Origin of the sequence: Suttonella sp. R2A3, from assembly GCF_021513215.1 — a bacterium.
In the GTDB taxonomy this organism is placed as follows: Bacteria; Pseudomonadota; Gammaproteobacteria; order Cardiobacteriales; family Cardiobacteriaceae; genus JAHUUI01.
Map to the genome: position 1 here is coordinate 812,391 of NZ_CP090975.1, position 14,640 is coordinate 827,030.

Annotated in this window: 11 protein-coding genes; 2 read left to right on the forward strand and 9 right to left on the reverse strand. The window is 47.1% G+C overall.

Annotated features, from left to right (window positions below; all coding sequences use genetic code 11):
• Positions 1 to 116: 116 nt before the first annotated feature.
• Complete coding sequence (locus L0B52_RS09635) at positions 117 to 767, forward strand: CatB-related O-acetyltransferase (protein ID WP_409202314.1); 651 nt, start codon at positions 117 to 119, stop codon at positions 765 to 767.
• Between the two features lie 16 nt (positions 768 to 783).
• Here L0B52_RS09635 and L0B52_RS03855 read toward each other — a convergent pair whose 3' ends face one another.
• From L0B52_RS03855 to ruvX, 9 genes are all read right to left on the reverse strand, one after another.
• Positions 784 to 1,737 (reverse strand): acetyl-CoA carboxylase carboxyltransferase subunit alpha, encoded by a 954-nt coding sequence (locus L0B52_RS03855; protein ID WP_235065225.1) that lies wholly within the window; start codon positions 1,735 to 1,737, stop codon positions 784 to 786.
• Positions 1,738 to 1,739: 2 nt separating this feature from the next.
• Positions 1,740 to 2,213, reverse strand: coding sequence for a hypothetical protein (locus L0B52_RS03860; RefSeq protein ID WP_235065226.1), 474 nt, complete (start codon positions 2,211 to 2,213; stop codon positions 1,740 to 1,742).
• A 2-nt stretch (positions 2,214 to 2,215) separates the two neighbouring features.
• Complete coding sequence (locus L0B52_RS03865) at positions 2,216 to 8,542, reverse strand: response regulator (protein ID WP_235065227.1); 6,327 nt, start codon at positions 8,540 to 8,542, stop codon at positions 2,216 to 2,218.
• Positions 8,467 to 10,365 carry an Hpt domain-containing protein gene (locus tag L0B52_RS03870; protein ID WP_235065228.1) on the reverse strand — a complete coding sequence of 633 codons (1,899 nt, stop codon included), beginning with the start codon at positions 10,363 to 10,365 and terminating at the stop codon, positions 8,467 to 8,469. The genes L0B52_RS03865 and L0B52_RS03870 overlap by 76 nt, the downstream gene beginning before the upstream one ends.
• A 39-nt stretch (positions 10,366 to 10,404) precedes the next feature.
• A complete protein-coding gene (locus L0B52_RS03875) occupies positions 10,405 to 11,733 on the reverse strand; it encodes a methyl-accepting chemotaxis protein (protein ID WP_235065229.1) in 1,329 nt (442 codons plus the stop codon).
• Positions 11,734 to 11,744: 11 nt separating this feature from the next.
• Positions 11,745 to 12,266: a chemotaxis protein CheW gene (locus L0B52_RS03880; RefSeq protein ID WP_235065232.1), complete on the reverse strand. Its 522-nt coding sequence runs from the start codon at positions 12,264 to 12,266 to the stop codon at positions 11,745 to 11,747.
• Entirely contained in the window at positions 12,263 to 12,628 is a 366-nt protein-coding gene (locus L0B52_RS03885; RefSeq protein WP_235065234.1) for a PleD family two-component system response regulator, read from the reverse strand. Before L0B52_RS03885 ends, L0B52_RS03880 begins: the two co-directional genes overlap by 4 nt.
• A 15-nt stretch (positions 12,629 to 12,643) precedes the next feature.
• Complete coding sequence (locus L0B52_RS03890) at positions 12,644 to 13,024, reverse strand: PleD family two-component system response regulator (RefSeq protein WP_235065235.1); 381 nt, start codon at positions 13,022 to 13,024, stop codon at positions 12,644 to 12,646.
• A gap of 79 nt (positions 13,025 to 13,103) precedes the next feature.
• Positions 13,104 to 13,502, reverse strand: a complete 399-nt coding sequence (gene ruvX, locus L0B52_RS03895; protein WP_235065236.1) for a Holliday junction resolvase RuvX — start codon at positions 13,500 to 13,502, stop codon at positions 13,104 to 13,106.
• A 139-nt stretch (positions 13,503 to 13,641) separates the two neighbouring features.
• On the opposite strand from ruvX, the gene trxB reads away from it, so the two are divergent.
• The gene (gene trxB / locus L0B52_RS03900; protein WP_235065237.1) at positions 13,642 to 14,589 is read left to right on the forward strand and encodes a thioredoxin-disulfide reductase; all 948 of its coding nucleotides are present in this window, start codon (positions 13,642 to 13,644) and stop codon (positions 14,587 to 14,589) included.
• The last annotated feature ends 51 nt before the right edge of the window (positions 14,590 to 14,640 follow it).

Consider the following 14,640-nt stretch of genomic DNA (forward strand, 5'->3'; position numbering starts at 1 on the left):
CCCTTCACATAGCCACACAGTCTACCATTGCCGTTATCATGCAGTAATAAGATTGTCAGCTTGCCTCACAGGCGCTAGTATTCTTAAAGCATAACCACAGAATTTTAGGACAAATGATGGCAGAACAACCTGTAAAACATTGGTCTCGTGTTGAATATCTCTCGGAGACGGTGAAAAACCCCAACATCCATATTCGCGGCACCCACAGCTATTACAGCGATACTTGGACTGGTTCATTTGAAGAAAGCGTGGTGCGCTATTTGTACGGCGATGAAATTAGCCTCGCGAGTTGGGAGCCGCAATGGGAAAACGACCAGCTTTATATCGGCGATTATGTGTGCATTGCTGCTGAGGCGATCATTTTAATGGGCGGCAACCATACCCATCGCATGGATTGGTTTAGCCTCTACCCCTTTCCAGAATGGCTGCCGGAATCGTATGTTGGTAAAGGCGATACGGTGATTGGTGATGGCGCCTGGATAGGCATGCGTGCGATGATCATGCCTGGGGTAACGATTGGCGAAGGCGCAATTATTGCCTCAGGCGCCATCGTAACTAAAGACGTTGCGCCTTACACGGTGGTCGCTGGTAATCCTGCCGTGGTCAAGCGCACCCGCTTCCCGCAGGCGGTTATCGATACCCTGCTGTCGCTCAAAATTTATCAGTGGGACGAAAAAAAGTTCAATGTACTCAAACCCTGGCTAGGTCAAAATGATATCGATGCCTTAGTGGCTGCCTTAAAGCAATACGACGTGCGAAGGCAGTAGCGCCTCAAAGCGACGCTTATTCTTCGCTAAAGTTTCCATAGGCGCGGATTTTTGCCATACGCTGACTTTGTCGGGTCTCATGATCAACATCAGCGAGCGCATCGAGCTCTTCAATCAGTGTAGTTTTCAAGCGCTGCGCCATTTCCGCTTTATGACGGTGCGCGCCACCGAGCGGTTCATCAATAATGCGATCGACTAAACCAAGTTTAATCAGCTTATCAGAGGTCACATTCATCGCTTCAGCAGCTTCTGAAGCCTTATCAGCGCTGCGCCATAAAATCGAGGCACACCCTTCAGGTGAGATCACCGAATACATACTGTTTTGCAGCATCAACACACGGTCAGCAACCCCAATCGCCAGTGCGCCCCCAGAGCCACCTTCACCAATCACACAAGCAATCACCGGAATATCGAGCGTCGCCATCTCAAACAGGTTATGCGCAATTGCCTCACTTTGCCCGCGCTCTTCAGCACCAACACCAGGATAAGCGCCAGGTGTGTCAATAAACGTAATTAACGGCAGCTTGAATCGTTCGGCGAGTTTCATCAGGCGTAGTGCTTTGCGATACCCTTCCGGACGCGGCATGCCAAAATTACGCTTCACTTTTGCTTTGGTGTCACGACCTTTCTCATGACCAATAACCATCACTGCTCGGCCATCTAAGCGCGCTAACCCACCAACAATCGCTTTATCATCAGCGTAAGCACGATCACCATGCAATTCATGAAAATCGCTAAAAACCTCACCCAGATAATCGAGGGTATAAGGGCGCTCAGGATGGCGTGATAATTGGGCGACTTGCCAATCCTCAAGATCAGAGAAAATCGATTCGGTGAGATTTTTAGCTTTTTCTTCCAAGCGTTTAATCTCATCGCCGATATCCACATTAGACTGCCCGCTAAACTGGCGCAATTCGCTCAGTTTATATTCCAAATCGGCAATCGGTTTCTCAAAATCTAAATACTGCATCGTTACACACTGGCCAGTTCGGCTTCCAAAATAAATAAATCTAGTAAAAAAATCGGTAAATCGTTTGGGTTGTCTATATTATCGAGTTGAACACGCCGGTTAATGACACTCTTGTCACACAGTGTTACCGTTTCTAATTCATCGGCCGTGCACGTGAGTATCTGTGGCGCACCACGCGCAATCAGCACATAATCGAGCGCATGATCATCAGCGCCGAGGGATTTCACCCAGATCAGCTTCGATCCCTCTTCATCATGACTCTGTTGAGCCTCATCGGCTTGATGATGCGCATCATAGATATAATCCAAATCAATGACCGGCAGCTTATCATACTGAACAATCAAACTGCCACGCACGTAGTGCCCGTCCCCTTCAGTAATCACCGGCGCATAAGGCAAAACCTGACGCACCAAAGCAGTCGGCAGTATAGTGAGCCCCTTACGGCTAGGTATGACAATAATTTCAATTCCAGCCATGATTACACCCCAACTCCAACACTAAGTAAGGTATAGATCCTCTCGAGCAGTCGGTCTTCATTGTATGGCTTACCTAAATAGCCCTGTACACCGATTTTTGCCGCCCGTTCGCGGTGTTTATGGCCCGTACGCGAGGTAATCATAATAATCGGCACATCATCAAATTCACCCATATCACGCATCCGGCTGGCAAATTCCAGACCATCCATACGCGGCATTTCAATATCGAGCAACACAATATCCGGCTCAAACGCAAACAATACATCGAGCGCATCTAAACCATCTTTAGCGGTCGCTACTTTAAACCCGTTACGCTCAAGTAAGCGTGTGCCGACTTTGCGCATCGTAATCGAGTCATCGACAATCAGAACTTTCGTTTCTTCTTCTTTATCCTGACCAACGGTTAAACGATTAAAATGATCAATTTGTCGCGCCAAATCCTGCAAATCGAGCACCGGCACCACACCACCATCAGCCAGTACCGTAGCCCCCATAACCCCTGGAACTTGCTGGACCAATGGGTGGACGCTTTTAATGACAATCTCTAAGCGACTGATCACATGGTCAATATGAAACGCGCAAGATTCATGCGCGCCACTACTTTGCACCAGCAATACAGGCAACGCGCTCTTATCGGCTTGCAACTCATAGTTATGGCCGAAATATTGACCAAGCATACGGACACGATAAGTGTCATCACGATAATGGAAATATTGTTCCTCTTGACTGATTGCTTGACGCAGATCTTCAACCGGAATTTGTGCCACCGCCACCAAAGACGTCATCGGGATAACATATGGTTGTCCGGCAATACTCACCTGTAGCACTTCAATGACGCTCATCGATGAGGACAGGGTTAAATTAAATTCTGCGCCTTTATTTTTGAATGAACGCAAGCTGATCTGCCCACGGTGTTTATGAACAATATCACTCACCACATCAAGCCCGATACCGCGTCCTGAAAGCTGGGTCAGATTCGTTGCCGTACTCATTCCTGAGCGTAGTAACAAAGTATTGAGGTATTGCTCATTATCAGCGCGTGACTCATCGAGCCAGCCCTTATTACGCGCTTTTTGGCGAATCTTATCGTAGTCAAAACCACGCCCATCATCGACAATACGAAGCGCCAACTCATTAAGCAACATATCCACTTCAATAGTGATCGTTCCGTAAGGCCGCTTCTTAGCGGCAAGTCGCTGATCAGGCGCTTCAATACCATGAGCTATCGAATTACGGATAATATGCTCGAGCGGCCCTAGAAGATCATCAAGCAATTTATGCTCAATCTCATGATGTCCACCGCTAATTTTTAAGCGCACTTCTTTACCAACAGATTTTGCCGCTTGAGCAACCAATCGCCGTAAGCGTCCTTCGTAGGCATCAAAACGCACCAATTGCACTTCCATCAAGTGATCCTGTACACCACGATGCAACACGCCTTGTTGCACCGCCATGATGCGCACGCGCGACAGACCTTCAAGTAAAAGATCTTGAACATTTTTCAGATCATCAACCGTTTCAGAAAGCTGACGAGACAGTTGCTGCATCTCTGTAAAGCGGTCCATCTCTAGCGGATCAAACTCTTTATCCGCGCCAGTTTGATCGCGGCGATATTGCATCTGTGCTTCTGACTCACTTTCTAAACGGCGCATCTGCGCATCAATACGTGTGACAATACGCTGCAACTCACCGAAGGTAACCTCCCCGTCATGGGTGGTATTTTCTATCACCGAGCGTAACACATTCGCCTCACCCACCATGGTGGTGAGTTTCTCCAGCAAAGATTCTTCAACACGCAGCGAACGACCGCTGCTATATTTAGGCATCACCTCAGCTTTAGGCGGTGTCGGTTTGTGTTCTATAACCACATTTTCTTCGCCAGGCTTGCTGCTTTGTTTTGCTAACGTATCGTCCTCAAATGTTGCAGGCGTTACCTGAGAGGCCAGTGCAGAAGCCTGTTCTGTGGATTGTTGGGTAAACGCATTATCTGATGCAACATGAGTGGTGGGCATATCACCATCAATAAAGCTTTGTAGACGCGCATCTAAGGCTTCTGGTTTCTGTGGTACCTCAAAACGCAACACCGAATCGAGCATTGAAAACTGGGATTCTATAGCGTCAGCAATTAACTGTTCAGCAATATCGGTCGGTTCGTTCGGATGCTCAGCCACCTTATCAACCACGGATTCCATTAAATGTGCGGTTGTGCCGATCACATCCAGACCAACCATCCGTGCACTGCCTTTAAGCGTATGGGTAATCCTTTGCAATGCTGAACGGGTATCGAGCTGATCCAAACCGGCCGAGAGATGAGATTTGGCATGTGTTAATAAATCTTGCGCCTCATCAGCGAACGTTTCTAATAAATCGGTGTCCCAGCGGTCATCCATCGGCACAGCTGGTGTAGTGGTGGATGTATGTTTGGGCTCTGATTCCAGCGAGCGAACGATTTTTGCCTCATCGAGCGCAACCTCAACCGGTGGCTCTTCGCCAAGGTAGGTAAAAATATCATCGATGGTTTCTTGGTCTGTTTCTGGAAAATAGCCACTACGCACTTGATCGAGCATCGTTTGTAGCGAGACAAATGCCCGCTCAAACAGCGTTTCTTCCGGTTCTGCATTCACATACCGTATCGCCTCACTAAGCTGTTCGACCGCATGCGCCAAATCCGACATCGCCGAATAGTTCAACGTTCGCGAACTGCCTTTTAAGGTGTGCATTTTGCGTGAGATATTACCCAGCAAATGGATTAAAATCATATTCTCACGCCATTGCGCAAAATCTTCAGCCACGGTGCGGAGAATGTCATCGGCTTCATCGATAAAGATTTCTGTCAGATTTCTTTCAAGATCCGCATTCTCTTCTTCGTCTGCTGTGAGCGTTTGTTGTTCTTGATGATCATCGTAGTCTTTAGTTGGTACATTTTCGTCTTCCAGTGTACTCTTAGGCAGGTGCTGATCAATCTTATGTCGTGCATTCAAAATCTGCCCAATCAGCTGATCAATGTCACTTTGAGAGACCTCACTGGCTTGATGATGATCGTCTATTAAGTCAGATGCTTGACGCAAAAGCGGTGCATAGCTTGCATCAATACTATCAGGGTAGGTTTTTTGTGCGAGCAAGAGTTGTTCTATGGCATCAAGCAGCGACCACATCCATTCAGCAGATGCTTCTTGCGGTACAGTTTCTTCCAGCCCATAGCTTGCCTCAATCAATCGATCAAGCGTTTGCGCACAAGGATGATTTGCATAATGCTCGATCTCGTTCACAAAGATCTCTAATACATCGCTTGGGGCGCTTGCCACGCTTTGTTTAATGGGTTGTTTTGCCTGATCATCGACAGAGGGTGCGCCCTGACTGCCGCTCAAACTCGTATCATTTCCGAGCTTACTGGTTTGGGGTTCTAGCCCAGGCGTCTCAGCTGCTGGAGGTAGCATTGATTGATCTTGCTTATGCGTCTCATCGCCGCTTTCACGTGCTTCTGCTTGCGGAGGAAGCGCAGCCAATGATTTACGGTAACCATCTATGAAGTTCGCCAGACCGAGCAACACCCCTTGGTATTGGTTAAGATTATTATCTTTACTCGCCATTTTTAACACATGTAAAAAAGCGTGTAAGGCCTTCGAAATTTTGATAACCACTTGACTATCAACGCCGTCACGAGACATCGTCTCCAGTACTTCATCATACTGCTCAGCACAAGCGCCTAATGCGTTATAACCAACCAAACGCGCCGAGTGCGACATCGTTTCAAAACTGGCAGCAATTTCATCAACAGCATCTAAATGACCATTTAAAAATGCCTCTACTGAATGCCCTACCAGCCCCACAGATTGAGAAAATTCATACATAAAAAAGTCAATGGCTTCTTGATCAACTCCTTCAATGTGGTCCACCGCCGCTGCAGAATATTTTCCTTCTTCTGTAGTCAGCCAATAACCCATCACATTAAATTGTCCAGCGGCAATTTTTTCGACCACGCTATCATCAATATTTTGAGGCAAATTCGGCAAACTTGACGAATCTATAGCACCCTCTTTGGGCCGTCCTTGATAAGAAGCTTCATCATTACCGTAGTTTTTGGCTTCGGTTGAACGTTCTTCAGCCTCAACGTCCGCAGGCTCTGGTATTTCATCAGCATGCTGCGCCGTATCCTCAATCGATGAGACCGATAAATCCCCTATGTCATCAACATCAATAAAATCGTCCGCATCACTTGGACTATTCTCCTCCCACTCTACATCGAGATCACGCTCTAAATCAGTAGCATGATGTGATGTATCGTCAGAGGTTAACTCTTCAAGTACTGTTGTTGACAATGCCACGTCATCATCGTTTAAGGTGAATGCTTCTTCTGATTGTTGTGCACTATCAGCATCTTCATCAAGCGATGACTCATGCGATACGTGCAGCGAAGACAATACCGCATCGCTTAGCTGATCAATATGGTCGTCATCAAGGTCTGTCATTTCACGCGACAGCGCTTCTTTGACCAATCCTTTACCTGCTGCAATATCTGCTTGGTTTGCAAGACCATCAGGAAGCTGTTTATCAAGCGCCGTATGTAATGCGGCTTGCGCTGATTCTGCCAGTGCATCACCTTGATTTAATGCCTGCGCAACCTGACCGATTAACTGATCAAAATCTTCTGTTTCTGAGCCTTCAACCATCCTGGCAGAGCGCTTTAATACATCAACTTGACGCTCAACATCGCTGGTTTGTGAAGCGCTTTCATCCGTTTCTTCGCTGTGCACAGCATTAAGCGAAGCTTGTACAGATTCTTTAGCGCCTTCTTCAGTAGCAGATTCAGTTAGCGCAGCTGAATGCACTATGGATTCCTGAGAATCAGACGATTCGCCTTCACCATCGATTACCGCTTGTGTGTGCGTCACCCCAACATCTGGTGCATCTTCTGATGAATCCGCCTGACCCTCTCTTTCTTCCTGACTGAATTTCGCATGCAATGTGTCGAGCATCGATTGGGCATCAATATCTGCTGGATCAAGGCCTAAACGTGCACTTTGGCGTTCAATCATCGCCTGGGCGACTTTAGTCGCCTCGGCTTCACCTAACCCTTCAGCGATCAATTTTTCAACACCCGCATGATAAGCCGCAGACACACCTTGTTGCTTATCACTTTCTGAGGATACTGGCTCTGTCGTTACTGTGGTATCAGGGTCTATTGAAGCACCAACAGACGGTTGTTCAGATGGTTCAGTCGGTTGAGTATTCTCTTGATCATCAGTCATCGCTTGGGCGTGTGCTAGCTCATGCTCCGCTGTATCGTCTGAATGATTCACTTGGTTTTCGGCTTTGCCACGGCTAATTTTTGCTTGTAGTGACTCAAGCATCGCCTGGGCATCAATATCTGCTGGATCAAGGCCTAAACGTGCACTTTGGTGCTCAATCATCGCCTGTGCGACTTTAGTCGCCTCGGCTTCACCTAGCCCTTCAGCAATCAATTTTTCGACGCCTGCTTGATAAGCGGCCGCAATATGCTGTTGTTTATCACTCTCCGGAGAATCCGGTGTTACTTGACCGCTGAGGCCACGCAGATTATCAGGATGCTGTCGGTCGCGCTCGTCCCCTTCAAGCGCAAACAAAGCCTCATCTTCAAATATCGCCTCTGCAGAGAGTAGATCTTCAGCATCAACACGATGCTCACCATCAGCGCTAGATGCTTCAACATCTAGCTGCGTATTAGATTCTTTTTGTTCACCTGCCTCAGATGAATGCTCGTCATGAGACACTTGAGTTTTAAGCGATATTGCAGCTTGATCATCAGACACTGGCTCAGCATCTTCTTCAGAGTCGGTGGTCAATTTTTGCTGAAACGCGGCCTTAGCGCGGTGTGCCTGATTCTTTTCGCCGTCTTCAGCTAAAGCCTCAACATCAACAAAATCAAAATCAAAGTCAAAATCGAAATCGAATGATTCGTGCTTTTCCACCTCGCTATCGTGCGAAGTCTGTACGCTATGGGTCGCTGTTTGCGATTTATACTCATCGCTTTCATCTGCCTCTTCTGCATCAATAAAACCAACCCCAATTTCATCAGCTACGTTACCTTCAGGCATGCCAACATGCGCACTCTCACTACGCCCCCTACCAGCAGCTTCAGGTTGTGATAGCTCAGCGGCGCGTGGCTCAGCTTTAGGCTGCGCGCTATCTTCTTGCCTTTCTGTGCTGGCCGCTGTTGGCGCGACAGTCGGCCTTGCCGCGAAAGAACGGCCATCTTTCTTATGCTCTGCTTTGCTTAATTCGCCCGTAGGCGTTTGATCAGCATCAAGTTCATACAGGGTTTCTGTCTCTGATGAGAGCAATTCTGCCAAACGTTGTTCGGTAAACTTCGCTTGAGTAAGTAATGCTGCATCAAAGTTAAAGAGATTTTTTCAAGCGCGGCCAAGGTCAATAACTGTATCGCTTCTACACCAATCGCTTTGATTTCATGATCGATTGTCAGGGAATCATCAATACACTGGTTCAATAAATGCTCGTGCTGCCAAGCACATTCTCCTAAGGCAAGATAACCGGCCATCCGACCCGAACCTTTAAGGGTATGTAAGGCTCGACGAATCTCTTTTATCGCTGACTCTTCTCCCGTTATCCACCGGCGAATAAGCGGCTGAACCTCATCAATAATCTCGCTCAATTCTTCGCTAAAAATCTCCGAGAGTTCCTCATCAAGCTCATTATCTCTTTGTTCTTTCAGTAGGTCATCGTAGCGTTCTGGCATCACCGTTTCACGCAATTTTGCGACATCACCTGATTGAATCAACGCACTGATTGGTGAATCCGTTGCGATCGTAAATCCGCCTTCATCCGTGATTAGTTGGCTTTGCGCATCTTGCGCGTCGAGTGCTGAATCAAGGTCTGCTAAAGTAGGTTCATCTTGATGGCGCTCATCTTGGAGCTGTTCGGCCGTGCGCGAATTTAATTGCTGATAATCACTCAGCACATCTTCATCTATCCATGCACTCACATTCAACGCTTCAAGGGTGTCGTGCAAAAAACGCTCTTGGGTATCGGTTTTGCCACCATCTAAGCTATGACACAAATATTCCAAACCCACCAACAAATCGATTAAATCCTCATCAGGGATTTCAGCATCTTTGTGTCGGGTAAGGTAGGTAAACAACAAACCCGAATGACGAAGATGCTGGCTGATTTTAGGTAAGTTCAGTAGATAGGTAAACGCTTCCGCTTCCAAACAAAAGCCAGCAGCATCACGCCACTGCCGCTCGCTCACATCGCCATCATCGGCCAAATAAGCTTTGCGTAAGCTGGCAAAAATATGCTCACCTTCACGCCCTAGTGATAATAGCGCTTGCCCAACCTCTAAGCCTCGAGAGCCCGTTGTGCTTGCTTGTAAGGCGTCAACATAACTCCCCACTTTCTCACTATCAGCAGAAAGCTTTGCCAGGGTGGCGCCCAAAGCATCTCGCACCAGCAGCATCGATTCAGCCACATCGACCCACTGCGCTTCATCCAGCGATTCCTGAGCTAAGCGTTCGTTGATTTTCGCCAACAATAACTGCGGCGCTTCGTATTCTAATAGGGCAAAAACCTTGGATAATTCATTATTATCTTCAATAATTTTCGCAATATTTAAATCAACTTGTTGATCATCCAAATGGCGTTCAATGAGTACACAATGTTGATCAATGATTTTGCGATATTCTTGCGCTAATACCGCCAAAGTTTGATGAGACGCCGACACATCAGCAAACAATTCCTCACCGGCTTTTTGATCTTCACCGCGCAAAAGCTGACCCACCTGAAGAAGCGCATCCTCTATGTGTTTTTTAACTGCATCCTCAGGATGATCTATCTCATCAATCACATCAGAAAGAACCAATATTGAGATAGCGATATCTTGCGAGGATTCAGCCAATTGTTGCTGTAGATCGTCTCTTGAAAGCGCCGAGAAATGACTCATTAAAGCGCTTAACTTTTGAGCGAGTTGCGCAGAGTGGTGGCGTTGCAGCAGCATTAAACTGCCCGCCACTTCATTTAATCGTGCGGTGATAGGCTCAACAGCAATAGACTCCGGACGCAGCAGCCATTGGTCGACGCGCTCGCGCACATCGGCAATATTCGTGATAATCTCATTTTTAACCGAGCTTAGCAGCTTCCCATCCATGCTATTTGCCATGAAACCCTCTGTTGTGTTGCCTCCACTTCACAGCACACCTTAACTATTTTTTGGCAATGTGAAGTGAGAAACAGAACCTTGTAATTCTTGCGACAGGCGATCTAAGTGATCGATAGCACCGGTTGTCTTATGTACGTTTTCTGTGGTCGCTTTAACAATATCATTGATGCCTTGCATACCGCGCTCAAGATCTTTTGCTCGTGTTGAGACGCGTCGCGTTGACAGCGACACCCGATCAATCAATGACGCGAGCGACGTTGAAACTTCCTCAATCTGACTCAAGGCAGCACCGGCCTCTTCAGCGATCCCGGCCCCATTAACCACTTCTTTGGTTGATTTTTCCATCGAAAAGATCGCTTCGTTGGTATCACCCTGGATCGTTTTCACCAATGATTCAATCCGTCGAGTCGCCCCAGCCGATCGTTCTGCCAGCTTTTGCACTTCATCAGCAACCACTGCAAACCCTTTACCCGTTGCCCCGGCAGAAGAGGCCTGGATGGCCGCGTTAAGCGCCAAAATACTGGTTTGATCAGAAATTCCTTTGATGATTTCAACGATATTGCCGATTTCCTGTGAACTTTCACCCAAGCGCTTGATGCGTTTTGAGGTATCCTGGATATGCTCACGAATCTTATTCATGCCATCGATCGTATCCTGTACTTTCGCTGAGCCATTACGCGCGATGGTTACGGACTCTCGAGCAATCACTGCAGAATCCGTGGTACTCAGAGCCGTGCGGTCAAGCGATTGCACCATCTCACGCAAAATCTCCGAGAGTTCCTTCAGTTCCTCCATTTGTGCTAAAGCCGAACCGGTCATTTCTTTGGAGAGAATTTTCGTTCTTTCAGAAGCACCTGAGACTTCATTCGCCGTCAGGTTAATCGAGCCCACCAAATCACGCATCGATTCAATCGCAAAGTTAACCGAGTCGGCAATCGCGCCGGTAAAATCTTCGGTGACCTGTGCTTCAACGGTTAAATCACCATTCGATAATTCGGCCAATTCATCCATCAAACGCAAAATCGTATCCTGATCACGCTGCTCACGCAGCTCAAGCGTCTCGATATCTTTTTCGATTTCTTCCCAGGAACGGTAATTACCGCGCACAAAGAACGCCCATAAAGCGATACACAGCAGCATGAGAAACAAACTCGCCGGCAAGCCGACATAAATACTGGCGTAATAAAGATTATGACCAAAAATAGTCGTTGTCGTGTCTGGTCTTACTAAAATCACCACCATAATGACTGCAAATATTAAGAGGACAGCCGCCCAATAACACAGCACGCTCGGTAAATACGGCACCATTTTGGCGTTGCTATGCTCTTTGACCTTGCTTATATTCATTAGTGATCTATCTTTCATCATAACAACCTCAATCAATGTTCTGCTGTTTGAGCCAGCAAACTATTATTCAATAACCTATCGATGTTAATTCTCAACCATTGCTCTAACGGCGTCACCCTAACCCCATCATAAAAACCATCATTCACCGCGATCATTTCCGGAAAATGGCGCATCCCTTGAATGTCATCAACCTTAATCATAAAGCTCTCAGCCTCGCTACCAAGGACCACATACACCGGATCACGAACTTTTCGTGAAGATTCAGGCGCCACCAACAAGGAAAAATTGAGCACAAAGAGAATATCACCGCGCACATTAACCAACCCTTCCATCCATGGTGCGGTAAACGGCAAAGGCGTAATGATTTGCGCTTTACGGGTAATCTCTAAAACTTGATCAGAGCGTACTAAAAAACCTTTATCACCCGCATAAAAAGCCAGATACAGCCCTTCTTTGGTCGCAACAGTTTCTGGCGTTTGCCGTACTTTTTTAGATTGTCTGACATAAACACGCAAACAATCATAAGCCGTTTGGTATTTATTGAGTACAGTCATACGGACAGCAGTCCTTGAATCTCTGCAATGAGCGCATGCTGCTCTGGTGGCTTAGTCATATAAGCATTTGCGCCATTACGCAGCCCCCAAATCTTATCGGTTTGCTGATCTTTGGTGGTCAGCATCATAATCGGAATATTTTTAGTTTCTACCAGACGGCGCAATTGACGGGTCGCTTGAAAGCCGTTCATCCCCGGCATCACCACATCCATCAAAATCAAATCCGGCAGGTCTTTAACGGCGTGTTCAATACCAGATCTTGCATTATTTTCCCAAGCAACCTCATAGCCACTGCCCTCAAGAATCGCTCTCACATAATTCACTTCTGTTGGTGAATCGTCAATAATCAAAATACTGGCCACTGAACCCCCCCAAGGCTAACGGACATGCTGATCAATCGCTTGCAGCAATTGATCTCGCGAAAAAGGTTTGGTAATAAAAAATTCAGAGCCTGCAATCCGACCTCGTGCTTTGTCAAAAATGCTATCTTTGCTTGATAGCATTAAAATCGGTGTTTGTTTAAAGTGCTCATTACTCTTAACCACCGAACATACCTGGTAACCATCTAAGCGTGGCATCATGATATCGAGAAAAATGATATCGGGCTTAAATGCCACCACTTTTGACAGTGCTTTAAAGCCATCCTCAGCCGTTTCAACGCTATAGCCTTCTTTCTTTAAGATGGTTTCTGCCGTTTTACGAATCGTAGTTGAATCATCAACCACCAAGACCTTCACGCTCCCGTTCTCCGTAGACACAAAAAACTCCTTGTTGAATAACTATCGCTAGAATAGCCGAATAATGATAAAAACGCGACCCATTGTGTCGCCTTAATCATTACCCTTGTTCCACTAGCCACGTTTCCAAAATAACCGCTGCAGCAATATCATCGATCGTTTTTTTATCGCCACCGCGTTGTCTTGCTTCATGCGAGGATAAATACTCATCCATAAAATAAACAGGCAACTGAAAGTCCGTCGTAAATTCTCCCGCTAAGCGGTTAATATTGTCATGCAAGGGATGTGCCAAACCATCGGCTTGTTGCGGCACCCCCATCACCACCGCTTTCACCCGCCATTCTTGGAGAATATGCAAGAAATCCTGCGCAGTTAATGACGAAAGTGGTTTTTTTATAATCTCAATTGGCTGCGCGGTTTTAGTTAACGTTTGCCCCACGGCGACCCCGGTTTTATGTCGCCCACAATCAATACCTAATACCCAAGCAACGCCTGCCATAAAGATTAGACCTCATTCATCATAATTATAAAAGTTTCGTAATTATATCACTATGGCTGCGACTCATTTGCAAGTTTCCGTGTTTTCTTGAATACTGCACCCCTTAAATAGGATAGATTAAAATTGACGGAGACGAACCATGGATAAAACCCCATTAATTATTATCGGATCCGGCCCCGCTGGCTACACAGCAGCCGTGTATGCCGCGCGTGCTGGCTTAGATCCTGTGATGATCACCGGCCTTGAGCAAGGCGGGCAACTGATGACCACTACCGAAGTGGATAACTGGCCAGGCGAAGCTGAAGGCATTGATGGCCCAGTGCTGATGCAAAATATGCGCGCTCACGCAGAACGTTTTAACACCAAAATCATCAACGATTATGTTACTTCGGTTGATTTCAGCCAGCGTCCGCTTGAACTCAAAACCGAAAAAAACACCTATTACACCGATGCGGTGATTATCGCCACCGGCGCCAGCGCTAAATATTTAGGCCTGCCATCTGAAACCAAATTCAAAGGTCGCGGTGTATCAGCGTGTGCCACCTGCGATGGCTTTTTCTACCGCAACAAACCGGTGGCTGTGGTCGGTGGTGGCAACACAGCAGTCGAAGAAGCGCTCTACCTTGCCAATCTCGCCAGCGAAGTGACCCTCATTCACCGTCGTGACGAGTTCCGCGCCGAACAAATCCTCGTCGATCGCCTGATGAAAAAAGTCGAGCAAGGCAACATCACCTTAAAACTCGACGCCCAACTCGATGAAGTGCTCGGCGATCAAACCGGGGTGACCGGCGCGCGTATTCGCTTTAATGACGATCAAACTGAAGAACTCAAAGTCGATGGCGTCTTTATCGCCATCGGCCACAGCCCGAACACCGACCTGTTCACCGATCAGCTCGAGATGGAAAACGGCTATATCATGGTCAACAGCGGTTTAAACGGCAACGCCACGCAAACCTCGGTGCCCGGTGTGTTTGCCGCAGGTGATGTCATGGATCATGTCTATCGTCAAGCGATCACCTCTGCAGGATCCGGATGTATGGCGGCCCTTGATGCCGACCGCTACTTAGAAGAACTTAAAGACGATTAACAACAGCCTGGCAACGATTCAGGTAAAATAACGCCACTAAAAAGTGGATAA

Excerpts from the sequence above, each read along its gene's own strand:
- L0B52_RS09635 (WP_409202314.1), top strand. The coding sequence starts at position 117 with ATGGCAGAACAACCTGTAAAACATTGGTCTCGTGTTGAATATCTCTCG.
- L0B52_RS03855 (WP_235065225.1), bottom strand. The coding sequence starts at position 1,737 with ATGCAGTATTTAGATTTTGAGAAACCGATTGCCGATTTGGAATATAAA.
- L0B52_RS03860 (WP_235065226.1), bottom strand. The coding sequence starts at position 2,213 with ATGGCTGGAATTGAAATTATTGTCATACCTAGCCGTAAGGGGCTCACT.
- L0B52_RS03870 (WP_235065228.1), bottom strand. The coding sequence starts at position 10,365 with ATGGCAAATAGCATGGATGGGAAGCTGCTAAGCTCGGTTAAAAATGAG.
- L0B52_RS03875 (WP_235065229.1), bottom strand. The coding sequence starts at position 11,733 with ATGATGAAAGATAGATCACTAATGAATATAAGCAAGGTCAAAGAGCAT.
- L0B52_RS03880 (WP_235065232.1), bottom strand. The coding sequence starts at position 12,266 with ATGACTGTACTCAATAAATACCAAACGGCTTATGATTGTTTGCGTGTT.
- ruvX (WP_235065236.1), bottom strand. The coding sequence starts at position 13,502 with ATGGCAGGCGTTGCTTGGGTATTAGGTATTGATTGTGGGCGACATAAA.
- trxB (WP_235065237.1), top strand. The coding sequence starts at position 13,642 with ATGGATAAAACCCCATTAATTATTATCGGATCCGGCCCCGCTGGCTAC.